This is a genomic window from Streptomyces sp. AM6-12, assembly GCF_044327085.1.
In the GTDB taxonomy this organism is placed as follows: domain Bacteria; phylum Actinomycetota; class Actinomycetes; order Streptomycetales; family Streptomycetaceae; genus Streptomyces.
The window spans coordinates 3,775,782-3,800,410 of the sequence record NZ_JBIQWN010000001.1; the positions used below are offsets into that span (position 1 = coordinate 3,775,782).

At 71.2% G+C, this 24,629-nt stretch carries 19 protein-coding genes and 1 riboswitch; of the genes, 10 read left to right on the forward strand and 9 right to left on the reverse strand.

Annotated elements, in window-relative coordinates; translation table 11 throughout:
• Window positions 1-74: 74 nt before the first annotated feature.
• Window positions 75-1,589, reverse strand: coding sequence for a YibE/F family protein (locus tag ACE4Q9_RS17045; protein ID WP_397985088.1), 1,515 nt, complete (start codon window positions 1,587-1,589; stop codon window positions 75-77).
• Window positions 1,590-1,661: 72 nt separating this feature from the next.
• A riboswitch (TPP riboswitch) is annotated at window positions 1,662-1,837 on the forward strand.
• Here ACE4Q9_RS17045 and thiC point away from each other — a divergent pair.
• Window positions 1,830-3,614: a phosphomethylpyrimidine synthase ThiC gene (gene thiC / locus ACE4Q9_RS17050; RefSeq protein ID WP_397985089.1), complete on the forward strand. Its 1,785-nt coding sequence runs from the start codon at window positions 1,830-1,832 to the stop codon at window positions 3,612-3,614. Its footprint overlaps the riboswitch before it by 8 nt.
• An 81-nt stretch (window positions 3,615-3,695) precedes the next feature.
• On the opposite strand, the gene ACE4Q9_RS17055 is transcribed toward thiC, so the two are convergent.
• From ACE4Q9_RS17055 to ACE4Q9_RS17065, 3 genes are all read right to left on the reverse strand, one after another.
• The gene (locus ACE4Q9_RS17055; RefSeq protein ID WP_397985090.1) at window positions 3,696-4,397 is read right to left on the reverse strand and encodes a hypothetical protein; all 702 of its coding nucleotides are present in this window, start codon (window positions 4,395-4,397) and stop codon (window positions 3,696-3,698) included.
• A gap of 188 nt (window positions 4,398-4,585) precedes the next feature.
• The gene (locus ACE4Q9_RS17060) at window positions 4,586-5,665 is read right to left on the reverse strand and encodes a metallophosphoesterase (RefSeq protein ID WP_397985091.1); all 1,080 of its coding nucleotides are present in this window, start codon (window positions 5,663-5,665) and stop codon (window positions 4,586-4,588) included.
• Window positions 5,666-5,929: 264 nt separating this feature from the next.
• Window positions 5,930-7,042, reverse strand: a complete 1,113-nt coding sequence (locus ACE4Q9_RS17065; protein ID WP_397985092.1) for a LacI family DNA-binding transcriptional regulator — start codon at window positions 7,040-7,042, stop codon at window positions 5,930-5,932.
• Window positions 7,043-7,471: 429 nt separating this feature from the next.
• Here ACE4Q9_RS17065 and hisC point away from each other — a divergent pair, with 429 nt between their 5' ends.
• The 4 genes from hisC (at window position 7,472) to cydD (ending at window position 15,087) form a co-directional block, all read left to right on the forward strand.
• Window positions 7,472-8,551 (forward strand): histidinol-phosphate transaminase, encoded by a 1,080-nt coding sequence (hisC, locus tag ACE4Q9_RS17070; RefSeq protein WP_397985093.1) that lies wholly within the window; start codon window positions 7,472-7,474, stop codon window positions 8,549-8,551.
• 387 nt (window positions 8,552-8,938) lie between these two features.
• On the forward strand, window positions 8,939-10,447 hold the full coding sequence (locus ACE4Q9_RS17075) for a cytochrome ubiquinol oxidase subunit I (RefSeq protein WP_397985094.1): 1,509 nt from the start codon (window positions 8,939-8,941) through the stop codon (window positions 10,445-10,447).
• Between the two features lie 15 nt (window positions 10,448-10,462).
• Entirely contained in the window at window positions 10,463-11,467 is a 1,005-nt protein-coding gene (cydB, locus tag ACE4Q9_RS17080; RefSeq protein WP_397985095.1) for a cytochrome d ubiquinol oxidase subunit II, read from the forward strand.
• Between the two features lie 59 nt (window positions 11,468-11,526).
• The gene (gene cydD / locus ACE4Q9_RS17085; protein WP_397985096.1) at window positions 11,527-15,087 is read left to right on the forward strand and encodes a thiol reductant ABC exporter subunit CydD; all 3,561 of its coding nucleotides are present in this window, start codon (window positions 11,527-11,529) and stop codon (window positions 15,085-15,087) included.
• Between the two features lie 79 nt (window positions 15,088-15,166).
• On the opposite strand, the gene ACE4Q9_RS17090 is transcribed toward cydD, so the two are convergent.
• The 5 genes from ACE4Q9_RS17090 to ACE4Q9_RS17110 form a co-directional block, all read right to left on the reverse strand.
• Window positions 15,167-16,054 carry an HAD family hydrolase gene (locus ACE4Q9_RS17090; protein ID WP_397985097.1) on the reverse strand — a complete coding sequence of 296 codons (888 nt, stop codon included), beginning with the start codon at window positions 16,052-16,054 and terminating at the stop codon, window positions 15,167-15,169.
• Between the two features lie 90 nt (window positions 16,055-16,144).
• Window positions 16,145-17,047: an LLM class flavin-dependent oxidoreductase gene (locus ACE4Q9_RS17095; protein ID WP_397985098.1), complete on the reverse strand. Its 903-nt coding sequence runs from the start codon at window positions 17,045-17,047 to the stop codon at window positions 16,145-16,147.
• Window positions 17,048-17,089: 42 nt separating this feature from the next.
• Window positions 17,090-17,638, reverse strand: a complete 549-nt coding sequence (locus tag ACE4Q9_RS17100; protein ID WP_397985099.1) for an RNA 2'-phosphotransferase — start codon at window positions 17,636-17,638, stop codon at window positions 17,090-17,092.
• Window positions 17,639-17,871: 233 nt separating this feature from the next.
• Window positions 17,872-19,629 (reverse strand): SDR family oxidoreductase, encoded by a 1,758-nt coding sequence (locus tag ACE4Q9_RS17105; protein ID WP_397985100.1) that lies wholly within the window; start codon window positions 19,627-19,629, stop codon window positions 17,872-17,874.
• Window positions 19,626-20,468 (reverse strand): M24 family metallopeptidase, encoded by an 843-nt coding sequence (locus ACE4Q9_RS17110; protein ID WP_397985101.1) that lies wholly within the window; start codon window positions 20,466-20,468, stop codon window positions 19,626-19,628. Before ACE4Q9_RS17110 ends, ACE4Q9_RS17105 begins: the two co-directional genes overlap by 4 nt.
• A 244-nt stretch (window positions 20,469-20,712) precedes the next feature.
• On the opposite strand from ACE4Q9_RS17110, the gene ACE4Q9_RS17115 reads away from it, so the two are divergent.
• The 5 genes from ACE4Q9_RS17115 (at window position 20,713) to ACE4Q9_RS17135 (ending at window position 24,561) form a co-directional block, all read left to right on the forward strand.
• Window positions 20,713-21,696, forward strand: a complete 984-nt coding sequence (locus ACE4Q9_RS17115) for an ABC transporter ATP-binding protein (protein ID WP_397987244.1) — start codon at window positions 20,713-20,715, stop codon at window positions 21,694-21,696.
• Window positions 21,686-22,594, forward strand: a complete 909-nt coding sequence (locus ACE4Q9_RS17120; protein ID WP_397985102.1) for an ABC transporter permease — start codon at window positions 21,686-21,688, stop codon at window positions 22,592-22,594. Before ACE4Q9_RS17115 ends, ACE4Q9_RS17120 begins: the two co-directional genes overlap by 11 nt.
• Window positions 22,591-23,502, forward strand: coding sequence for an ABC transporter ATP-binding protein (locus tag ACE4Q9_RS17125; RefSeq protein ID WP_397985103.1), 912 nt, complete (start codon window positions 22,591-22,593; stop codon window positions 23,500-23,502). Before ACE4Q9_RS17120 ends, ACE4Q9_RS17125 begins: the two co-directional genes overlap by 4 nt.
• Window positions 23,503-23,512: 10 nt before the next feature.
• A complete protein-coding gene (locus tag ACE4Q9_RS17130) occupies window positions 23,513-24,232 on the forward strand; it encodes an ABC transporter permease subunit (RefSeq protein WP_397985104.1) in 720 nt (239 codons plus the stop codon).
• An 89-nt stretch (window positions 24,233-24,321) separates the two neighbouring features.
• A complete protein-coding gene (locus tag ACE4Q9_RS17135; protein WP_397985105.1) occupies window positions 24,322-24,561 on the forward strand; it encodes a hypothetical protein in 240 nt (79 codons plus the stop codon).
• Window positions 24,562-24,629 lie beyond the last annotated feature (68 nt).

Below are 24,629 nucleotides of genomic sequence, written 5' to 3' on the forward strand. Positions count from 1 at the left end.
TTCCACACCCTGTTGGATGGAGCCGGCCAGGCTGGGCCGACCAGGGCAGGCCGGGCAGCCCGCCCCGCCCCGCCTCACCGCTTCCGGCGCCGACCCCGGCCGCCGCGAGCCGGCAGGGCCCGGGTACCGGTGGAGGTCTCCGGTTCCGGGGCGCTGCGATCGGCCGCTACCACCAGGGCGGCGAGCGCGGTGGTGACCGGGACCGAGGCGACCAGGCCGATGGAGCCCACCAGGGTGCGCACGATCTCCTCGGCCACCAGCTCGCTGTTGGCCACCGTCCCCACGCTGCTCTGCGCGATCGAGAACAGCAGCAGCAACGGCAGTGCGGCGCCCGCATAGGCGAGCACAAGGGTGTTGACGACGGACGCGATGTGGTCGCGGCCGATGCGGATGGCGGCCCGGTACAGACCGCGCGGGCCCATCGTGGGGTTGGCCTCGTGCAGCTCCCATACGGCGGAGGTCTGGGTGACCGTCACATCGTCCAGGACGCCGAGCGATCCGATGATGACACCGGCCAGCAGCAGACCGCTCATATCGATCTTCGGGTACAGCCCGTGGATCAGACCGGTGCTGTCGTCGGTGTTGCCGGTCAGGGCGGCCCAGCCGATGAACACCGAGCCGAGCAGACCGATCAGGGTCAGCGAGATCAGCGTGCCGAGCACCGCCACCGACGTACGCGCCGACAGGCCGTGGCACATGTACAGGGCGATCAGCATGATGGCGCTCGACCCGATCACCGCCACCAGCAGGGGGTTGGAGCCCTGGAGGATCGCGGGCAGGATGAACTGGTTCAGCACTAGGAAGCTCACCGCCAGCGCCACGAGGGCCATGACACCGCGCAGCCGGCCCACCACCACGACGGCGAGCGCGAAGACGCCCGCGAGCAGCGCCATGGGGAACTTGCGGTTCACATCGGCGACCGAGTACTGGAGGTCCTTGGGGGCGGTGGGCTCGTAGGCGGCGATGACCTGCTCGCCCTGGTGCAGCTGCCGGGGCTGGTCGGGCTGCACGATCTCGGTGAACGTACGGCCCTTGTCCTTGCCGGTGTCGACCCGGACCGTCGCCTTCTTGCAGGACCCGCCGGACTGCTGACCCGCCGAAACGCCGCCGGAGGCATCACCGCTCGGCGCCCCGCCGCCCGCGCTCCCCGGCGCGCAGCTCACCTCGACCACACGGATGACGGTGGCCTGTTGGGTCTGCCGGTCGAAGCCGACGCCGCTGTGCTTGTGCGAGGGGGCGCCACCGGGCCAGAGCACCACCAGACCGACCACGACCGCCGCGGTGAACGGGACGAGGATCGCCGCGATCACCTTGCGCAGATGCCGGGACACGGGCGCGGCGGGCCCATGGCTGTGACCGTGCCCGTGCCCGCGACCGGCGCTGTGCCCCTGCCTCTGATCCTGTCCGTGCCCCCGACCGTGCCCGTGCCCCTGTTCCTGTCCGTGTCCCTGTCTGCGGGCCGGAGCCGGGCTCTGGGCCGGGGCTCGCGCGTGGCCGTGGTCGTGGCGGTGGCCCTGGCTCAAGGGCTCCGAGCCGTCGGGCCGGCGCGGGCCGGGCGGCTGGTACGGGTCCTGGTCCATCCGGGTCATCGCCAGATCATCGCAAGAAGCGGGGAGGGCCCACTGTTCATCGCGTCACGGATGACGCTAGCGTGGAGACACCTTTGCACACGCGGGAGCTCGGAGCACCGGGCTGAGAGGGCGCTGACCTCCGTAGAGCGATGTTTCACGTGGAACATACGAGTTCCCCGAGAGACCTCGGACGACGGAAACCGCTGCGTCGACCGCCGAACCTGTTACCGGGTAATGCCGGCGTAGGGAGTAGGTCTCATGACCAACAAGGACGCACGCACGCCTGCCTCCGCCCAGGACGACATGTCCTCGGAGGCCGGGAAGTCCATCGGCTGGCACAAGGCGTACGTCGAGGGCTCACGCCCCGACCTGCGCGTGCCGGTCCGTCAGGTGCACCTCACCAACGGGCAGTCGGTCACGCTGTACGACACGTCGGGCCCGTACACCGATCAGCTCGTCGACACCGACGTCCGCCGGGGGCTGGCGCCGCTGCGGGAGAACTGGATCATCGCCCGTGGCGACACCGAGGAGTACGCGGGCCGTCCCGTCCGTCCCGAGGACGACGGGATCAAGCACACCTCGCCGCGCGGCGGGCTGCGGAACCTGGACGCGGTCTTTCCGGGCCGTCCGCGCCAGCCGCGCCGGGGCCGTGGCGGACAGGCGGTGACGCAGCTCGCGTACGCGCGCCGGGGCGAGATCACGCCGGAGATGGAGTTCGTGGCCCTTCGGGAGAACGTCTCCCCCGACGTGGTGCGCGAGGAGATCGCGGCGGGCCGGGCGGTGCTGCCGGCCAACGTCAACCACCCGGAGATCGAGCCGATGATCATCGGCAAGCGGTTCCTGGTGAAGGTGAACGCCAACATCGGGAACTCCGCGGTGACCTCGTCCATCGAGGAGGAGGTGGAGAAGATGACCTGGGCGACCCGCTGGGGTGCCGACACGGTCATGGACCTCTCCACCGGCCGCAACATCCACACCACCCGCGAGTGGGTGCTGCGCAACTCCCCCGTCCCCATCGGCACGGTGCCGCTGTACCAGGCGCTGGAGAAGGTCGACGGCAGGGCCGAGGAGCTGACCTGGGAGATCTACAAGGACACCGTCATCGAGCAGGCCGAGCAGGGCGTGGACTACATGACCGTCCACGCGGGCGTACGGCTGCCGTTCGTGCCGCTCACGGCCAACCGCAAGACCGGCATCGTCTCGCGGGGCGGCTCCATCATGGCCGCGTGGTGCCTGGCGCACCACAAGGAGTCGTTCCTGTACGAGAACTTCGAGGAGCTGTGCGAGATCCTCGCCGCCTACGACGTCACGTACTCGCTGGGCGACGGGCTGCGGCCCGGCTCCATCGCGGACGCCAATGACGAGGCCCAGTTCGCGGAGCTGCGCACGCTCGGAGAACTCGGCCGGATCGCCCGGCGGCTGAACGTGCAGACGATGATCGAGGGCCCCGGGCATGTCCCGATGCACAAGATCAAGGAGAACATCGACCTCCAGCAGGAGATCTGCGACGAGGCCCCGTTCTACACGCTCGGTCCGCTGACCACGGACATCGCACCGGCGTACGACCACATCACCTCCGGCATCGGCGCCGCGATGATCGCCTGGTGGGGCACGGCGATGCTCTGCTACGTCACGCCGAAGGAGCACCTGGGCCTGCCCAACCGGGACGACGTCAAGACCGGGGTCATCACCTACAAGATCGCCGCCCACGCGGCCGACCTCGCCAAGGGGCATCCGGGGGCGCAGGACTGGGACGACGCGCTGTCGGACGCGCGCTTCGAGTTCCGCTGGGAGGACCAGTTCAACCTGGCCCTCGACCCGGACACGGCCCGCGACTTCCACGACGAGACCCTTCCGGCCGAACCCGCCAAGACGGCCCACTTCTGCTCCATGTGCGGCCCGAAGTTCTGCAGCATGAAGATCTCGCAGGACATCCGCCGCGAACACGGTGGCAATCGGACCGAGATCGAGGAGGGCATGGCCCAGAAGTCGAGGGAGTTCGCCGAGGCGGGGAACCGGGTGTATCTGCCGGTCGCGGACTGACGAGGGCATGGGCGCCGCTCCGGCCGGGCCACCGGTTCCGGAGCGGCGCCTCGTCGGGCCGCAGGCCGCCGCCCGGCCGGATCAGTCCGGCTGGCGTTCCGGGTCGGCGTGGTCGGAGCCGGAGTAGTGGGGGTGGTCGGCGAGTGCCTCCTGGAGGAAGGGGATGATGCCGCGTTCCAGGAGGGCGGTTTCCCAGGCGGTTCTGGCTCTGGCGACCTCGGCGGCGGCGGCGTCGCGGGCCCGGGATTCGGGGGAGGAGCCGTTGCGCAGGGCGGTGAGGAGGAGCCCTGCGGCGGCGACGAGGATCGCGGCCACGGTCAGGGCCCCGAACACCCAGCCGGCGGTGAGCATGGTGCCGGCGAAGGACTGCCCGGGGGCCAGGGTTCTCAGGATGTAGCCGATGAGCAGGAATATCACCGCCGCGGTCGCGGACAGGAGCGGCGCCAGGACGGCGACGACCGCGACCGCGCCCGCGCCGTGCGCGGCGGCGAGGTCCGCCGCGGCCGGGTCCGGCTCGGCGGGCGCGGCACCGGCCGCACTCGGGGCCTGCTCGGGGTGGCGCAGTTCGTCGCGTATCCGTACATAGCGCTGGTACTCGGTGGCCGCGGCCGCCGTGATGAGCGCGGAGGCGGCGATGGCCATGGTGCGCAGTTGCGCGGGGTTGAGCCGCTGTCCCACGGCGGCCAGTTCCGGTCGGTGTGGTGCGGAGCGCAGAACCTCGTCGAGGAGCCGCTCGAACTCCCGGCGGTCCTCGCTCCGCAGGTGCTGCGGAAGGCTGTTCATGTGCATCCCCCGATGCTCCGTAGGGCTTGGGGCTCGCGCAGCGGCGAGCCGTCGGGCAGAGACGGAGGGGAGCCTGCTACGGATAAGCCGATGGTAGAGCCGTGACGGCGCGTGGTGACAGGGGATTGCCGGAAATTGCGTCCCGGCCTGCGCGTACTCCGGTATGGCGGGGCCGCTCAGGCGAAGGATCAGTGAACCAGCGGGAGTTGCCTCACCAGCAACTTTCCGGCCATGGTCACCCCGCCGTCCATGGCGATGGCGAGCCCGTCGGCGTAGACATGCGGACCCTCGACCACCGGGTCGTCGCTCTCCTCGCCGTCCTCGGAGCCCACTTCGCCCAGCAGGTAGGGGATGGGGCTGTGGCCGTGCACGATCCGGGTGCCGCCGTAGGTGTCCAGCAGGGAGCGCACGGCGTCGGCACCGCCCTCGTCGCGGAAGGAGAAGCGCTTGGTGAACTTGCGGAACAGGTCCCAGCACTCGTCCGCGTCATTGCGGGTGAGCCGCTCGCGGACAGTGTCGTTGACGGCCTCGATCGAGTCGCCGTAGTCGAGGTAGGCGGTGGTGTCGGAGTGCACCAGCAGATAGCCGTCGACCTCCTCCAGCGCGTCGAGGCGGGCCATCCACTGGAGATGGTGGTCCTGGAGACGGTCCATGTCGGTCTTCTGGCCGCCGTTGAGCAGCCAGGCCGCCTGGAAGGTGGCGGTGCCCGCACCGGAGTTGACGGGCGTGTCGCCGAATCGCTTGGCACCGAGCAGCAGCAGTTCGTGGTTGCCCATGAGGGCCTTGCAGTAGCCGCCGGCCGCGGCCGCCTCGGCGGACAGCCGCATCACCAGGTCGATGACGCCGATGCCGTCCGGGCCGCGGTCGGTGAAGTCGCCGAGGAACCACAGCCGGGTGGTGCCGGCGCACCACTGGCCCGCCTCGTCGATCAGCCCCTGTTCCCGCAGGGCGGCCATCAGTTCGTCGAGGTAGCCGTGCACATCACCGACGACGTAGAGCGGTCCGGGGCCGGCCGCGGGGCCCGCGGCCGGGGCGGCGGGTGCCGTGCCGACGGGGACCTGGAGCGTGTCGCCGCGGTGGACGACGGGTAGATCGCGCTGGGTGGGTGTGTACCCGTCGGGGTACGACTCCTCGGCGGGCGGCGCGGTCTCGTCCTGCTGGGCGTGGGGGACGTACGCACCGGTCTCGTGGACGTACGCGGGCACCCGGAAGTCGCGTAGCGTCGCCGTCCGCTCCACCTCGGGTCCCTGACCGGCCCCCTGAGTCATCAGACCCCTCCACCATCGCGCCGCATCTGCACCGCTTCGGACTGCCTGGTCGCAGCGGTCCGCGGTGTCGTGGGCCCATCATAGGAATGCGCGTCGCGCCATGTGATGACCCAGGGGTGGTGAATCGGAACAAGACTCCGCTTCGCCGTGGTTTTCGTCCCGTTTGTGCAGGTGTTCGCCGACGGTCGGGGACCGCCGACCCGGTGCGGCCCGCGCGGCGTCACCGCCGAACGGGCTCCGCGCCGCCACCGCCCGGCCCGCGCCCTACGTGTCGTCCGGGGTCCGGGGCGGGCTGACCGTCGTGCGCGGGGGCCGCCGCTGGGAGGAGGTGCGCACGATCAGTTCGGTCGGTATCACCTGCTCGACCGGCTGCTCCGACTCCACGCCCTCGATGGCGTCGATGAGCAGCTGGACGACGGCCGTGCCGATGCGGCGCGGCTTGAGGGAGAGCGTGGTGACAGGCGGCTCGGTGCTGGCGTACACGGTGGACTCGCTGCAACACACCAGCAGCAGGTCGTCCGGGACGCGCAGCCCGTAGCGGCGGGCGGCGGCGAGCAGATCGGTGCCGTTGGGGTCGAACAGTCCGTAGACCGCGTCGGGCCGGTCGGGGCGGGCGAGCAGCCGGTCGGCGGCGACGGCGCCCGCGCACGGGTCGTGGGCCGGATAGGACTCGTAGACCGGGTCCTGGCCGACCCGTTCGCACCAGTGCAGATAGGCCGTGGTCGACAGATGGGTGTACGTGTCGGTCGAGGTGCCCGTGAGCAGGCCGATGCGGCGGGCGCCGGCGGCGGCGAGGTGGTCGAGGATGCCGAGGACGGCGGCCTCGTGGTCGTTGTCCACCCAGGCGGTGACCGGGAGCGCGCCGGCCGGGCGGCCGTCGGAGACGACGGGCAGGCCCTGGCGGACGAGTTCGCTCACCACCGGGTCCTGGTCGGAGGGGTCGATGACGACGGTGCCGTCGAGGGCGACGTTGGACCACACGTCGTGGCGGGAGGTCGCGGGGAGGATGACCAGGGCGTAGCCCCGTGCCAGCGCGGCCGAGGTGGCGGCCCGCGCCATCTCGGCGAAGTACGCGAACTCCGTGAAGGTGAAAGGTTCATCCCCGTACGTGGTCACGGTCAGGCCGATCAGCCCCGACTTGCCGGTACGGAGGGTGCGGGCGGCGGCTGAGGGGCGGTACCCCAGCCGGTCGGCGACCTCGCGGACATGGCGGCGGGTGGCGTCCGGGAGCCGGCCCTTGCCGTTGAGGGCGTCGGAGACGGTCGTGATGGAGACCCCGGCGGCGGCGGCCACGTCCCTGATGCCCGCCCGGCCCGGCCGGCTGCCTCGACGTGAGGTTTCCGCGCGGCTCACCTGGTGCTTCCCTGCTGCTGTCATGGCGAGCCGATAGTAGGGCTCATGCGGTGGGGTAGTGCGGACGCATATGCACTCGTTGACAGGCACGTTTCTGCATGGCTTAGGTGCGCTAACTGGCTCTGAATCCAAGGAAGTTGGGCGCTTTCTTTGCAAGAGATAGCGTAACGGCACGTACGAGCCTGCCAATGGTCCGATGTTTCGAAGAGGTCTCAACTCACCTGCACGGGTGATGCGCGCTACGGCGCGAGCCACCGGCGCATAGATATATGTACGACGCGCCCCCCGAAAGTTCCGCCTTCGGGGGCCGATGCCCGGTGATGCCCTTGTTGCGACGGGGGCCCGAGAGCTTTGCCCATGGCCAGTACTCAGGGCAGCCGAATCCTCATATGGTGAGCAGTATTGGAAGCCGGCGGCGTCGACGGTCCGCCGGGGGTCGCGAGGAGGACTGCGGTGAGCGAGACGAGCCCCAAGCTGCGCGCGGAGCTGGCGGGTATCCCCACCTACAAGCCGGGCAAGCCGGCCGCGTCCGGGGGACCGGTCGCGTACAAGCTGTCCTCGAACGAGAACCCGTACCCGCCGCTGCCCGGTGTGCTGGAGAGCGTGACCGCGGCCGCCGCCTCCTTCAACCGCTACCCCGACATGGCCTGTACCGCTCTGACGGAGGAGCTGGCGGAGCGCTTCGGGGTGCCGGCCGCCCATGTGGCCACCGGCACGGGCTCGGTGGGTGTCGCCCAGCAGCTGATCCAGGCCACCAGCGGTCCCGGCGACGAGGTGATCTACGCCTGGCGGTCCTTCGAGGCGTACCCGATCATCACGCAGATCAGTGGGGCCCGCTCGGTCCAGGTGCCGCTCACGCCCGGCGATGTGCACGACCTGGACGCGATGGCGGAGGCGATCACCGACCGGACGCGGCTGATCTTCGTCTGCAATCCGAACAACCCGACCGGCACCGTGGTGCGGCGGGCCGAGCTGGAGCGCTTCCTGGACCGGGTGCCGAAGGACGTCCTGGTGGTGCTGGACGAGGCCTACCGGGAGTTCATCCGCGACCCCGAGGTGCCCGACGGCGTCGAGCTGTACCGGGAGCGGCCCAACGTCTGCGTCCTGCGGACCTTCTCCAAGGCGTACGGCCTCGCCGGGCTGCGCGTCGGTTTCGCGATCGCCCATGAGCCGGTGGCCGCCGCGCTGCGCAAGACGGCGGTGCCGTTCGGTGTGAGCCAGCTGGCGCAGGAAGCGGCGATCGCCTCGCTGCGCGCCGAGGACGAGCTGCTGGGCCGGGTCGGCTCGCTGGTCTGCGAGCGCAACCGCGTGGTCGACGCGCTGCGCGCGCAGGGCTGGACGGTGCCGGAGACCCAGGCCAACTTCGTGTGGATGCGGCTCGGGGACCGTACGACGGCGTTCGCACAGGTCTGCGAGGAGCACGGTGTCGTGGTCCGGCCGTTCGCGGGCGAGGGTGCCAGGGTCACGATCGGCGAGGCCGAGGCGAACGACATCTTCCTGAAGGTGGCGGAGGCTTTCCGCAAGGAGCTGTAATCCTGCTCACGAGGCACCTGTCGTCCGCCTCATGAAGCAGCTGTAATCCGGCTCACACCGGAGACGACCACGGGCGCCCGGCTCTGCCGGGCGCCCGTTTCACGTGAAACGGGACATCGTCGACATCTCCGCTGCTCACGGCGGGGGTTACCCACGGTCCGGAGATCCATGCCTGCGGGACGGCCCCTGCGGAGGGGCCTCTCGGGGACGTCCGGGATCTTGACTGCGGGGCAAGGGAACGACCCCGGACTTCCTGGCCGAAAACCAGTGCGCCATAATGGCTTGTGAATGTGAACGCGTTCACAAGCGCGTCCCGTTTGCCCCGTTTGTAGGTGACATACGGGGCGAATCGCCGCAGTACCACGGCGCAGTAAGGAGAGTGACGACGTGGACCTGGCTTTGGCGCCGGAGACGCTGGCGCGCTGGCAGTTCGGCATCACGACCGTCTACCACTTCCTGTTCGTCCCGCTGACGATCTCCCTGGCCGCCCTCACGGCCGGGTTGCAGACGGCCTGGGTGCGCACGGAGAAGGAGAAGTACCTCAGGGCGACGAAGTTCTGGGGCAAGCTCTTTCTGATCAACATCGCGATGGGCGTGGTCACCGGCATCGTGCAGGAGTTCCAGTTCGGCATGAACTGGTCCGACTACTCGCGCTTCGTCGGTGACATCTTCGGTGCCCCGCTCGCCTTCGAGGCCCTGATCGCGTTCTTCTTCGAGTCCACGTTCATCGGGCTGTGGATCTTCGGCTGGGACAAGCTCCCGAAGAGGATCCACCTGGCCTGCATCTGGATGGTCTCGATCGGCACGATCCTGTCGGCGTACTTCATCCTCGCGGCCAACTCCTGGATGCAGCACCCGGTCGGCTACAAGATCGACAAGGCCAAGGGGCGCGCCGAGCTCACCGACTTCCTGGCGGTGCTCACCCAGAACACCGCGCTGAGCCAGGCCTTCCACACGCTGACCGCCGCGTTCCTCACCGGTGGCGCCTTCATGGTCGGCATCTCCGCCTACCACCTGGCCCGCAAGAAGCACATCCGCGAGATGAAGACCTCGCTCCGGCTCGGTCTGATCACCGTGGTCATCGCCGGCATGCTCACCGCGGTCAGCGGCGACACCCTCGGCAAGGTCATGTTCAAGCAGCAGCCGATGAAGATGGCCGCCGCCGAGGCGCTGTGGGACGGCCAGAAGCCGGCGCCGTTCTCGATCTTCGCCTACGGCGATGTGGAGAAGGGCCACAACACGGTCGCGATCGAGATACCCGGCCTGCTCTCCTTCCTCGCCAACGACAACTTCTCGTCGGAGGTCCCCGGGATCAACGACGTCAACAAGGCCGAGCAGCAGAAGTTCGGGCCCGGCGACTACCGGCCCAACATCCCCGTGGCCTTCTGGGGCTTCCGCTGGATGATCGGCTTCGGCATGGCGTCCTTCGCCATCGGCCTGGCCGGGCTCTGGCTGACCCGCAAGAAGTTCATGCTGCCGGAGCACCTGCGCGTCGGCGAGGACGAGGTGCCGCACCTGGTGCTGTTCCGCAAGAAGGCGCTCGGTTCCCGGCTGACGCCCTGGTACTGGCGCATCGCGACCTGGACCATGGCCTTCCCGCTGATCGCCAACTCCTGGGGCTGGATCTTCACCGAGACGGGCCGCCAGCCGTGGGTCGTCTACGGCGTGCTGCAAACCAGGGACGCGGTCTCCCCCGGCGTCTCCCAGGGCGAGGTCCTCACCTCGATGATCGTCTTCACCTCGCTGTACGCGGTCCTCGCGGTGGTCGAGGTCAAGCTGCTCGCGAAGTACATCAAGGCCGGCCCGCCCGAGCTGACCGAGGACGACCTCAACCCGCCCACGAAGATCGGCGGCGACACCCGTGGCGCCGACAAGCCGATGGCCTTCTCGTACTAGGCCGAGGGAACAGTCATGGAACTTCACGACGTCTGGTTCGTCCTGATCGCCGTCCTGTGGACCGGCTACTTCTTCCTGGAGGGCTTCGACTTCGGGGTCGGCATCCTCACCAAGCTGCTGGCCCGCGACCGGTCCGAGCGCCGGGTGCTCATCAACACCATCGGGCCCGTCTGGGACGGCAACGAGGTGTGGCTGCTCACGGCGGGCGCCGGGACCTTCGCCGCCTTCCCCGAGTGGTACGCCACCCTCTTCTCCGGCTTCTATCTGCCCCTGCTGGCCATCCTGGTCTGCCTGATCGTGCGGGGCGTGGCCTTCGAGTACCGGGCGAAGCGGCCCGAGGAGAACTGGCAGCGCAACTGGGAGACGGCGATCTTCTGGACCTCCGTGCTCCCGGCGTTCCTGTGGGGCGTGGCCTTCGGGAACATCGTGCGGGGTGTCAAGATCGACCGGCACTTCGAGTACGTCGGCAGCGTCTGGGACCTGCTCAACCCCTACGCCCTGCTCGGCGGGCTGGTGACGCTCACCCTGTTCACCTTCCACGGGGCGGTGTTCACCGCGCTCAAGACGGTCGGCGACATCCGGGGGCGGGCACGGCAGCTCGCCCTGTGGGCCGGTCTCGTCGCGGCCGTGCTGGCGGTGGGCTTCCTGCTGTGGACGCAGGCCGACAGCGGGGACGGCAAGAGCCTCGTCGCCCTCGTCGCGGCGGTCGTGGCCTTGGTGGGCGCGCTGGCCGCCAATCAACTCGGGCGCGAGGGATGGGCGTTCACCCTGTCCGGCCTCACCATCGTGGCGGCCGTGGCGATGCTCTTTCTGTCGCTCTTTCCGAACGTCATGCCGTCCACCCTCAACCCGGAGTGGAGCCTGACGGTCAGCAACGCCTCGTCCAGCCCGTACACCCTGAAGATCATGACCTGGCTGGCGGCGATCGCCACCCCGTTCGTCGTGCTCTATCAGGGCTGGACCTACTGGGTGTTCCGCAAGCGGATCGGCACGCAGCACATCGCCGAACCCGCGCACTGAGTCCGCCGGGGGTGTGTTTCACGTGAAACACACCCTCTGGACCGAAGGGCCTGTTTCACGTGAAACCAGTCGATCCCCGTCTGCTGCGGTACGCCCGCGCCACCCGCCTCTTCCTGGTGGCGGTCGTCGCCCTGGGCGCCGTCGGCGCCGGACTCGTCATCGCCCAGGCGATGCTCATTGCCGAGGTGGTCGTCGGCGCCTTCCAGCACGGGCGCTCCCTCGCCGAACTGACCACTCCCCTGCTGCTGTTGGTGGCGGTGGCGGTGGCGAGGGCCCTGGTCGCATGGCTCACCGAACGCGCCGCCCACCACGCGAGCGCGGCGGTGAAGTCGGAGCTGCGGGGCCGGCTGCTGGAGCGGGCGGCTGCGCTCGGTCCCGGATGGCTCGGCGACCGGCGTACCGGCTCGCTGGTCAACCTGGCCACACGCGGGGTCGACGCCCTCGACGACTACTTCTCGCGCTATCTGCCGCAGCTGGGGCTCGCGGTGGTGGTGCCGGTGGCGGTGCTGGCGCGGATCGTCACCGAGGACTGGTTGTCGGCGGCGATCATCGTCGCCACCCTGCCCCTCATCCCGCTGTTCATGATGCTGATCGGCTGGGCCACGCAGGCGCGGACGGACCGGCAGTGGCGGCTGCTGTCCCGGCTGTCCGGCCACTTCCTGGACGTGGTCGCGGGGCTGCCCACGCTGAAGGTGTTCGGCCGGGCCAAGGCGCAGGCCGAGTCCATCCGGCGGATCACCGGCGAGTACCGCCAGGCGACCATGCGGACCCTGCGGATCGCCTTCATCTCCTCCTTCGCGCTGGAGCTGCTGGCCACGCTGTCGGTGGCGCTGGTGGCCGTGACCATCGGCATGCGGCTGGTCCACGGCGACATGGATCTGTACATCGGGCTGGTGATCCTGGTGCTGGCGCCGGAGGCGTATCTGCCGCTGCGTCAGGTGGGGGCGCAGTACCACGCGGCGGCGGAAGGGCTGGCCGCCGCGGAGGAGATCTTCGAGGTGCTGGAGACGCCGGTGCCGGTGTCCGGGACCGGTGCGGTGCCGTCGGGGGCGGTGGCCTTCGAGTCGGTCACGGTGCGGTATCCCGGACGGTCCGCGGACGCGGTGAGCGAGGTGTCGTTCACCGTGGAGCCCGGCGAGACCGTGGCGCTGGTCGGGCCGAGCGGGGTGGGCAAGACCACGCTCCTGAACGTCCTGCTGGGTTTCGCACGGCCCGCCGCGGGACGGGTGCGGGTCGGCGGCGTGGACCTTGCCGAGCTGGATCTCGCTCAGTGGCGGTCGCGGATCGCCTGGGTGCCGCAGCGACCGCATCTGTACGCCGGGACGATCGCGGAGAACGTGCGGCTGGCGCGCCCGGACGCGGACGAGGGCGCGGTGCGGGCGGCGTTGCGGGACGCGGGGGCGCTGGACTTCGTGGACGCGCTGCCGGAGGGGGCCGGCACGGTGCTCGGGGAGGACGGGGCGGGGCTCTCGGCGGGGCAGCGGCAGCGGCTGGTGTTGGCGCGGGCGTTTCTGTCGGATCGGCCGCTGCTGGTGCTGGACGAGCCGACGGCGGCGTTGGACGGGGTGACCGAGGCGGAGGTCGTCTCGGCGGTACGGCGGCTCACGGTGGGCCGCACGGTGCTGGTGGTCGTGCACCGGCCCGCGCTGCTGGAGGTGGCCGACAGGGTCGTACGACTGGAGCCCGCCGGCTCCTGCCCGACGCGTGCGGGTAGGGACACCGGGCCCGCCAGGGGGCCCCGCTCCCTGGACCCCCGCCCTCGCCCACCCGCCACCCGAAACCCGGCACTGGAAGGTGACCCCGAGGCACTGGCCACCGGGTCCCTCGAGCCGTCGCCGGTGTCCGGCTCGCCCGAGGCGGCAGACCGCACCCGCAGCCCCCTCGGCTGGGTCCGGGGGCTCGCCGGGGCCCGGCGGGGGCGGTTGGTGCTTGCGATGGTGTTGGGGAGTCTCGCGCTCGGGAGTGCCGTGGGGCTGATGGCGACCTCGGGGTGGCTGATCTCGAGGGCGTCGCAGCAGCCGCCGGTGCTGTACCTGATGGTGGCGGTGACGGCGACGCGGGCGTTCGGGATCGGGCGGGCGGTGTTCCGCTATGCCGAGCGGCTGGTCTCGCACGATGCCGTGCTGCGGATGCTCGCCGACACCCGTGTCGCCGTCTACCGGCGTCTGGAGCGCCTGGCGCCCGCCGGGCTGCGCAACGCCCGCCGCGGTGATCTGCTGACCCGCCTGGTCGCGGACGTGGACGAGCTCCAGGACTACTGGCTGCGCTGGCTGCTGCCCGCCGCCGTCGCCCTGCTCGTCTCCGGAGCGACTGTCGGCTGCACGGCCTGGCTGCTCCCCGAGGCGGGCGCCGCCCTCGCGGTGGGCCTGCTCGTGGCCGGGGCCGGTGTGCCCCTGGTCACCGCGGCCGCGGCCCGGCACACCGAACGCCGGCTGGCACCCGCCCGCGGTGAACTCGCGACCCGCGTCACCGACCTGCTCACCGGCACCGCCGAACTGACCGTGGCCGGCGCACTGCCCGCCCGTGCCGGCGCGGCCCGGCGGGCGGACCGGGCGCTGACCCGGATCGCCTCCCGCGCCGCCGCCGTCACCGCGCTCGGCGACGGGCTCACCGCGCTGGTCTCGGGCCTGACCGTGACGGCCATGGCGATGTTCGGCGTCCAGGCGGTGGTGGCGGGGCGGCTCGGCGGCGTCGCGCTGGCCGTCGTCGTCCTCACCCCGCTGGCCGCGTTCGAGGCCGTACTCGGGATGCCGCTCGCCGTCCGTCACCGGCAGCGGGTGCGGCGCAGCGCGGAGCGGGTGCGCGAGGTGCTGGACGCGCCGGAGCCGGTGCGCGAGCCCGAGCGGCCCCGGCAGGCCCCCGCGACGCCGTTCCCGGTGATCCTCAAGGGGCTGGCCGCGCGGCACGAGGGCCAGCGCGAGGAGGCGCTGGCCGGGCTCGATCTGACGCTGGAGCGGGGCCGCCGGATCGCCGTGGTGGGGGCCTCGGGAGCCGGCAAGACGACCCTCGCCCAGGTGCTGCTGCGCTTCCTCGATCCGTGCTCTGGCTCCTACACCCTCGCCGGGGTGGACGCCCGCGAGCTGTCCGGCGACGACGTGCGGCGGCTGGTCGGGCTGTGCGCCCAGGACGCGCACCTCTTCGACAGCTCGGTGCGGGAGAACCTGCTGCTGGCCAGGAAGGGCGCGACCGAGGCCGAACTGCGCGGGGCGCTGGCGCGGGCCCGGCTGCTCGACTGGGTGGACGGACTGCCCGACGGCCTGGACACGCTGGTCGGCGAGCACGGGGCCCGGCTGTCCGGCGGCCAGCGGCAGCGCCTCGCGCTGGCCCGCGCGCTGCTCGCCGACTTCCCCGTGCTGGTCCTGGACGAGCCGGCCGAACACCTGGACCTGCCGACGGCCGACGCCCTCACCGCCGATCTGCTGGCCGCCACCGAGGGCCGTACGACACTGCTGATCACCCACCGGCTCGCCGGTCTCGACGAGGTGGACGAGGTGCTGGTGCTCGACGCGGGCCGCGTCGTCCAGCGGGGCCCCTACGCGGAACTGGCCGCGGTGGACGGTCCGCTGCGCGCGCTGCTGCGCCGCGAGGCGGAGACGGAGTCACTGGTCGGAGCCCGGTGACGCCCGAGGCCCCGCCGGGGGACCGGGCGACCCGGCGGACGGTGACATGGCGGACGCGCCCACCCGCGGTCGCGCCGCTCTAGCCGTACTGGGCGAGCAGGCGCTCGATCACGATCGCCACGCCGTCCTCCGTGTTGGCGGCGGTGCGGCCGGAGGCGGCGGCGACCGCGTCGGGATGGGCGTTGCCCATGGCGTACGACTGCCCGGCCCAGGTCAGCATCTCGATGTCGTTGGGCATGTCCCCGAAGGCGACGACCTCCTCGTGCGAGATGCCGCGCTCGGCGCAGCACAGGGCGAGGGTGCTGGCCTTGGAGACGCCGGGGCCGCTGAGTTCCAGCAGGGCGCTGGGGCTGGACCGGGTGACCGTGGCGCGCTCGCCGACGGCCAGGCGGGCCAGGGTGAGGAAGGCGTCGGGGTCCAGGGTGGGGTGGTGGGCGAGGATCTTGAGCACGGGCTGTGCGGCGGTCGGCCCGTCCGGCGCGAGCAGTTCCTCCGCGGGCAGCCGGTGGCCCGGCACCTCCATGTGCAGCCGGGGATAGGCGGGCTCCTGGTGGAAGCCGTAGGTCTGCTCGACCGCGAACACCGTGCCGGGCGCGGCCTGGCGCAGCAGCCGGACGGCGTCCAGGGCGTTGGCGCGGGCCAGCTCGCGCACCTTGGTGAACCGGTGGGCGCCGGGACCGCCGTGCAGGTCGACCACGGCGGCGCCGTTGCCGCAGATGGCCAGCCCGTGGCCGTGGACATGGTCGCTGACGACGTCCATCCAGCGGGCCGGGCGGCCGGTGACGAAGAAGACCTCGATGCCCGCCTGCTCGGCGGCGGCCAGGGCGGCGACGGTCCGCGGGGAGACCGACTTGTCGTCGCCCAGCAGGGTGCCGTCGAGGTCGGTGGCGATCAGCCGCGGGCGGATCGCGGCGGCGGGGGTCCCTGGTTGCCTGGTCGCTGAGGTCATCCGGTCATTCTCGCGCATATGCCCGCACGGGCGTGCGGAACTGTGCACAGATGAGACACAGATGACGCTCCAGGTGCCCCTGCCGTCCCACGAGTCGTCCCGGACACCTCAGCCCAGCTGGGCGAGGCCCTCCATGGCGATCCGCTCGAAGACCTTCTCGTCCGCGGCGAAGTCGGAGTCCGGGATGGGCCAGTGCAGGACGATCTCGGTGAAGCCGAGGTCCCGGTGGCGGCCGGCGAAGTCCACGAACGCGTCGAGCGAGCCGAGCGGGCGGCCACGGTCCGGAGTAAAGCCGGTGAGCAGGATCTTCTCCATGCCGGCGGCGTCCCGGCTGACCTCCGCGCAGGCCGCGGACAGCCGGTCGAGCTGTCCGCGCAGCGCCTCGACCGACTGCTCCGGGGTGCCCGTCTCGTACAGCTTCGGGTCGCCCGTGGTCACCCATGCCTGACCGTGGCGCGCGGCGAGCCGCAGCCCGCGCGGGCCGGTGGCGGCGACGGCGAACGGCAGCCGGGGGCGCTGGACGCAGCCCGGGATGTTGCGTGCCTCGTCCGCCGAGTAGAAGCGGCCCTCGTACGTCACCGCGTCCTCGCTCAGCAGCCGGTCGAGCAGCGGCACGAACTCGGCGAACCGGTCGGCGCGCTCGCGCGGGGTCCACGGGTCCTGGCCGAGGGCGGTGGCGTCGAAACCGGTGCCGCCGGCGCCGATGCCCAGAGTGATCCGGCCGCCGGAGACGTCGTCCAGGGAGATCAGTTCCTTGGCGAGGGTGACCGGGTGGCGGAAGTTCGGGGAGGTGACCAGGGTGCCGAGGCGGAGCCGCTCGGTGGCGGCCGCGGCGGCGGTCAGGGTGGGGACGGCACCGAACCAGGGGCCGTCGCGGAAGCTGCGCCAGGACAGGTGGTCGTAGGTGTACGCCGTGTGGAAGCCGAGCTGCTCGGCGCGCACCCAGGTGGCGCGGCCACCCTCGTGCCAGCGGCGGTACGGCAGGATCACGGTGCTCAGACGCAGACTCATGCGTTCGAGGGTAAGCGGTGGGGCGAGGGGGCGCGGGCGCGGTCAGCGGGGGCCGGGGAAGCGCAGGTAGCGCGGGGGAACGGCGGCGGTCAGCCAGACGCCGTTGGCGCTGACGTGGAATACATGGCCATCGCGGTGCATGGCGCCGGCGTCGACCACGAGGACGACGGGGCGGCCCCGGCGGGCGCCGACGCGGGTGGCGGTGTCGCGGTCGGGGGAGAGGTGCACGGCGTGCCGGTCCATGGGTTTCAGACCGGTGGCCCGGATGGACTCCAGGGCACGGGGGTGCGTGCCGTGGTAGAGGTACGGCGGTGGAACGGCCGGTGGCAGGCCCAGGTCCACGGAGATGGTGTGGCCCTGGTTGGCGCGGATCCGGGTGCCGTCGATCGTGAAGCGCTGTTTGTCGTTGGTGGCGACGACCTGGTCGAGTTCCTCGCGGGTGAGGGGGAAGCCGTGCTCGGTCGCCGCGGTGATCAGGGTGTCGATGTCCACCCAGCCCGCGGGGTCGGGGGTGAGGCCGATGCGGGCCGGCTGGTGGCGGAGGTGCCGGGAGAGGTACTTGGAGACCTTGACCATGCGTCTTTCGTCCATGGGTTCAGGGTGGGCGAGAGACGCGGATCACGCAGGTTGTTTTCCGCGGACAGGTTTGATCCACAGACAACCCCGGTTATCCACAAGGGGATTGGCGAGGTTGTGGACAACTGATTCCCACAATGGGGGTGTTGGGGACCACGACCGTCGGGCACGCACCCCGGCACGAACGCACGCACGCACGCATACACCCACGCACACCCGGCCCGCGCCCCCCAGCACCCCCACCCAGCTCACACTTTCGGCTCCACCCGCGCCAGCCGGCGCAGCGCCCCTGGCATCACCCGCGACAGGAAGTGCGCGCCCCGCGCCTCCGGTGTCACCGGGACCACCGGGCGGTTGTGGACCACCGCGTCCAGGATCGCCGAAGCCACCTTCTCCGGGGGGTAGTTGCGCAGGCCGTACAGGCGGGCGGAGTTCTTCTGGAGTCGGCGCTCCTCGGCCGCGTCGGCACCCGCGAAGCGTGCCGTGGACGTGATGTTCGTGTTGACGATGCCGGGGCAGATCGCCGTGACACCGATGGACTGCGAGGCCAGTTCGGCGCGCAGGCACTCGGAGAGCATGAGGACCGCCGCCTTGGAGGTGCTGTAGGCGGGCAGGACGCGGGAGGGCTGGAAGGCGGCGGCAGAGGCGATGTTGACGATGTGACCGCCCTGGCCCCGCTCGGCCATCCGCGCCCCGAACAGCCGGCAGCCGTGGATCACGCCCCAGAGGTTGACGTCGAGGACCTTGCGCCAGTCCTCGGTGGTCGTGGCGAAGAAGGACCCGGACAGGCCGATGCCCGCGTTGTTGACCAGCACGTCCAGCACGCCGTATGCCCGGTGGACCCGCTCGGCCAGCTTCTCCATGGCCTGCTCGTCGGAGACGTCCGCCGTCTCGGCCCAGGCCTCGGGCGCGCCGATCAGCCGGGCGAGCTCCGCCGTGCGGGCCGCCGCCTCCGCGTCCCGGTCGACGGCCACCAGCCGCGCGCCCGCCTCCGCGAACGCGAACGCCGTCGCCCGGCCGATCCCGCTGCCCGCGCCGGTGATCAGCACCAGTTGCCCGCCGAACCGCGCCGCGTGGGGCCCGGTCGCCCCCGGCTCGGGTCGGCCGCCCTCCACCGACACGATGAACTCCTCGATCCAGGCGGTCAGCTGGTCGGGCCGGGTCCGCGGCGCCCAGTGCTTGGCCGGGAGCGTGCGCCGGGTCAGCTGGGGCACCCAGCGGTCCAGGTCGTCGTAGAGCCGCTCGGACAGGAACGCGTCGCCCTGGGGCGTGATCAGCTGCACCGGCGCGTGCGCGAACGCGTCCGAGCGGGGGTGGCGTAGCCGTGGGCGCACGTTGTCCCGGTACAGCCAGGCGCCGTGGGCCGCGTCGGTGGGCAGGGAGGCGGTCGGGTAGTCACCGGTGGGGACGCCCTCGGTCCGCTCCAGGAGCCTCGGCCAGTGCTTGCCGAGCGGGCCGCGCCAGGCCAGCTCCGGCAGGGCCGGGGTGTGCAGTATGCCCACGTACCAGGACTTGGCGCCCTGGCCGAGCAGTTGGGCCAGGCGGCGGGGCGTCGGGCGCTTCAGGCGGTCGTTGATCCAGTGCCCGAAGTGGTCCAGGGACGGCCCGGAGATGGTGGTGAAGGAGGCGATACGGCCCTCGGTGCGGCCGACCGTGACGAACTCCCAGGACTGCACCGAGCCCCAGTCGTGGCCGACGAGATGCACCGGGCTCTTTGGGCTCACCGCGTCCACCACGGCCAGGAAGTCGTCCGTGAGCTTGGCCAGCGTGAACCCGCCGCGCAACGGCCGCGGTGCGGTGGAGCGGCCGTGGCCCCGGACGTCGTACAGGACCACATGGAAGCGCTCGGCGAGGCGCGGGGCGATCTCGGACCACACCTCCTTGCTGTCCGGATAGCCGTGCACCAGGACCACCGTCGGCTGCCGCGGGTCGCCCAGTTCGGCCACGCACAGTTCGATTCCGCCGGTCCGTACCGTGCGCTCGCGCGCACCCTTCAGCGTCGTCACTTCTCCTCCGCCCAGCGCCGCACGTGCGGCAGGTCGTCATCCAGCCAGAACGCGCTCTCCTCGGGGTCCTTCGAGTCGGTGACCACGAGGATCTCCTCGAACTTCGCCCCCGTGCCCCTGAAGCCCAGGTGCGGTTCCACCGCCCACAGGCCCGGCCGCGGCGGATGGTCCGAGAAGCGGTACGGCGACCACAGCGGCGACCAGCCCTCGCGGTGGCCGTGCAGCGCGTCCGAGGCCAGGCCCTTCAGGGACTGGGCGCCGAATCCGAAGAGACGTGGCGACCAACGGCGCTCCCGCACCCGGTCCACCTTGTGGGCGATCACCCCGAAGGGATAGGCGCGGTGCCGGTTGGCGTAGCCCTGCCGGACCATCAGCCGCTCCACGTCCTCGTAGATCTCGCGCAGGGAGCGCCGCTCGCGCACCTCGCGCAGGATCAGCTCCCGGTGCGCCTCGAGGTCGGCCATCAGCCGGTCCTGTACGGGGTTCACCCCGAGGGACCCCGAGTAGCCGATGTCCGCCGTGTATCCCTCGAACACCGGGGCCATGTCCAGGATGAACGGCATGCCGGGCGCCAGCTCGCGGTCGGTCGGGAAGAACTGGAGCGGGACCCGGAAGTTCACGAACGCCGTACGGTCCCCGAACCAGGCGAAGGGCAGGTGGAACCAGTCCCGCACCCCGCGCTCGCGCAGCCACTCCCGCTGCATCCGCGCCGCCGCACGCTCGGTCACCCCCGGCTCCAGGCGCGCCGCGACCGCCTCCGCGCACTCGTAGGCGAGGCGCTGCACCCTTCTGAATCCCCGCAGCTCGGTGGGGAGTTCACTGCTCACTGCCGTCGTCATGCCGCCTCGTCCCGTGGTCCGGCCGATTCACGTCGGCTGCGGTACGCATTCGTAACTTGACAGGCAGAATCTCGCAGTTGTTAGAGGTGGCGTCAATAGGAGGGGACGGAGGCCGGGGACAACTCCGGGTGACCCCTAGGGATGGGCGGCCCCTAGGGCCCTGTAATACCTGGGGCGGACGCGAAGACGGCTCTGTGGTCTGATGACCCGCGTGGCCGGCATCACTACCGTTCACCGGGTGACTGTGATCGCGACCGAAAGCCTGAGCAAGCGGTTCCCACGGGTGACCGCGCTCGACCGGCTGTCCGTGGACATCGGCCCCGGGGTGACCGGACTCGTCGGGGCCAACGGCGCCGGCAAGTCCACCCTGATCAAAATCCTGCTGGGGCTGTCCCCCGCCACCGAGGGCAGTGCCCGGGTGCTCGGCCTGGACATCGCCACCGAGGGTGCCGCCATCCGCGAACAGGTCGGCTACATGCCGGAGCACGACTGCCTGCCGCCGGACGTCTCGGCGACCGAGTTCGTCGTGCACATGGCCCGCATGTCGGGGCTGCCGCCCACGGCAGCGCGCGAGCGCACCGCGGACACCCTGCGCCACGTCGGCCTCTACGAAGAGCGCTACCGCCCCATCGGCGGCTACTCCACCGGTATGAAGCAGCGCGTGAAGCTCGCGCAGGCCCTGGTGCACGACCCCAAACTGGTCTTCCTGGACGAGCCGACCAACGGCCTCGACCCGGTCGGCCGCGACGAGATGCTCGGCCTGATCCGCCGCGTCCACTCCGACTTCGGCATCTCCGTCCTGGTCACCTCGCACCTGCTGGGCGAACTGGAGCGGACCTGCGACCACGTGGTCGTCATCGACGGCGGCAAGCTGCTGCGCTCCAGCTCCACCACCGACTTCACGCAGACGACGACCACCCTCGCGATCGAGGTCACCGACAGTGACACGCACCCCGACGGCACCGCCGCGGTCCGCGAGGCGCTGCGCGAGCGCGGGGTGGAGATCCGGCACGAGGGCGCGGGCCTGCCCGGCGCCGGGCACATCCTGCTGCTGACCGCCGCGGGCGAGGAGACGTACGACCTGGTGCGCGACGTGGTCGCCGACCTCGGACTCGGCCTGGTCCGCATGGAGCAGCGCCGGCACCACATCTCCGAGGTTTTCACGACCGACGCCGCCGAAGGCAGCGGTGACGAGCAGCGGAAGGAGGCCCTCGGCCATGGCGGTTGAGCAGCCCCTGACCTCGCCTCCGGGCGAGACGACCCGGATCCACGACATCGGCTACCGCGGCTACGACGGACCGCGCCTCGGCCGCGCCTACGCCCGCCGCTCCCTGTACTCGCAGTCCCTGCGCGGCGCCTACGGCCTCGGCCGCTCGGCGAAGTCCAAGGTGCTGCCCATGCTGCTGTTCGCGGTCATGTGCGTGCCCGCCGCCATCATGGTCGCCGTCGCGGTCGCCACCAAGGCGCACGAACTGCCGGTCGCCTACACCCGGTACGCGATCATGCTCCAGGCGGTCATCAGCCTGTACGTCGCCTCCCAGGCGCCCCAGGCCGTCTCCCGCGACCTGCGCTTCAAGACGGTGCCGCTGTACTTCTCGCGGCCGATCGAGACCGCCGACTACGTGCGCGCCAAGTTCGCCGCGCTTGCCTCGGCGATCTTCGTCCTCACCGCCGCTCCCCTGCTGGTGATGTACGTAGGGGCGCTGCTGTCCAAGCTGGGCTTCGCCCACCAGACGAAGGAATTCGCCGAGGGACTGGTCGCCGTGGCCCTGCTCTCCCTGCTGTTCGCCGGCATCGGCCTGGTCATCGCCGCCGTCACCCCGCGCCGCGGCTTCGGCATCGCCGCCGTGATCGCCGTCCTGGTCATCACCTACGGGGCGGTCTCCACCCTCCAGGGCATCGCGGAGGTCCAGGGGCACTCCGGGGCGATCCCGTGGATCGGCCTGTTCTCGCCGGTCACCCTGATCGACGGGGTGCAGTCCGCCTTCCTGGGCGCCACCGCCGCAAACCCCGGAGGCATCGCTCCTTCGAGTGGAGAGGGCATCGTCTACGTCCTCGTCACCCTCGCACTGATCGCCGGCGGCTACGGCCTCCTGGTGCGCCGCTACAAGAAGGTGGGACTGTGACGACCCTCAGCATCGACCATGTCTCCCGCTGGTTCGGCAACGTGGTCGCCGTCAACGACATCACCATGACCATCGGACCCGGCGTGACCGGACTGCTCGGCCCCAACGGCGCCGGCAAGTCCACCCTGATCAACATGATGGGCGGCTTCCTCGCCCCCTCCACCGGCACGGTCACCCTCGACGGGCAGCCGGTGTGGCGCAACGAGGGGATCTACCGGCACATCGGCATCGTCCCCGAGCGGGAGGCGATGTACGACTTCCTCACCGGGCGCGAGTTCGTGGTCGCCAACGCGGAACTGCACGGCCTCGGCGACAAGGCCGCCCAGCGGGCCCTCGCCACCGTCGAGATGGAGTACGCGCAGGACCGCAGGATCGCCACGTACTCCAAGGGCATGCGCCAGCGCGTGAAGATGGCGAGCGCCCTGGTGCACGACCCCTCGCTGCTCCTGCTGGACGAGCCGTTCAACGGCATGGACCCGCGCCAGCGCATGCAGCTGATGGACCTGCTGCGGAAGATGGGCGACGAGGGCCGCACCGTGCTGTTCTCCTCGCACATCCTGGAGGAGGTCGAGCAGCTCGCCCGGCACATCGAGGTCGTCGTCGCCGGACGGCACGCGGCCAGCGGCGACTACCGCCGGATCCGCCGCCTGATGACCGACCGCCCGCACCGCTACCTGGTGCGCTCCAGTGACGACCGGGCCCTGGCGGCGGCGCTGATCGCCGACCCGTCCACCGCAGGCATCGAGGTCGACCACACCGAGGGCGCGCTGCGCATCCAGGCCGTCGACTTCGGCCGCTTCACCGCTCTGCTGCCGAAGGTCGCCAGGGACCACGGCATCCGGTTGCTCACGGTCTCGCCGTCGGACGAGTCCCTGGAATCCGTGTTCTCGTACCTGGTCGCGGCGTAGGAGGCCGAAGATGTACGACCCCACAGTCGCCCGACTCACCTACCGGGCCCTGCTCGGCCGTCGCCGGGCCCTCATCCTCGGCGCGCTGCCGCTGCTGCTCATCGTGATCGCCGTGGCCGTCCGCGCGCTCAGTGGTGCCGACGACCAGACGGCCGCCAACGTGCTCGGCGGGTTCGCGCTCGCCACCATGGTGCCGATCATCGGTGTCATCGCGGGCACGGGCGCGATCGGCCCGGAGATCGATGACGGCTCTGTCGTCTATCTGCTGGCCAAACCCCTGAAGCGGCCGACGATCATCTTCACCAAGCTGATCGTGGCCATCGCGGTGACCATGGTGTTCTCCGCGGTGCCCACGATGATCGCCGGGCTGATCCTCAACGGCAACGGCCAGCAGATCGCCGTCGCCTACACGGTGGCCGCGCTGGTGGCCTCCATCGCCTACTCCGCGCTGTTCCTGCTGCTCGGCACGGTGTCCCGGCACGCGGTCGTCTTCGGCCTGGTGTACGCCCTGGTCTGGGAGGCGCTGTTCGGATCCCTGGTGCCGGGGGCGCGCACGCTGAGCGTGCAGCAGTGGGCGCTCGCGGTCGCGCACAAGGTGACCGGGGGCGACCTGGTCACGTCCGACGTCGGGCTCACGACGGCGGTGGTGCTGCTGGTCGTGGTGACCGTGCTGGCCACCTGGTACGCGGGCCAGAGGCTGCGCTCGCTGAAGCTGGCGGGAGAGGAGTAAGGGGTTTCCGGGGCCCCGATCTTTGACGGGGACTTCATCCCCGGCCGGGCACACTGGGCAAACCGGGACGTAGGGACAGGAGGCCGGGGATGACGGAGGAGACAGCGGGGGGCGGTGGGGCGTTCGAGAGGGACGCCTTCGAGGGGCTGGTCCTGGACGAGGACTTCGTGCGGTCCGCCGAGGCCGCCGAGCCCTCCGCCCGTGCCCGGATGCTGGCCGCCCGCTGGCGCGCCGAGGCCCCGGAACCCCAGCCCTGGCGCTCCGACGAGCCGCCGGCGGGATGGTTCTTCAGCCGGGCCCGGCGCCGGGGATGGCGTCGGCGGCGATGAACCTCCTGCGCCCCGCAGCAGGGCGCGGGGAACCGCGTGACCAGCCGGCCACGGCGGACACCCCCGGA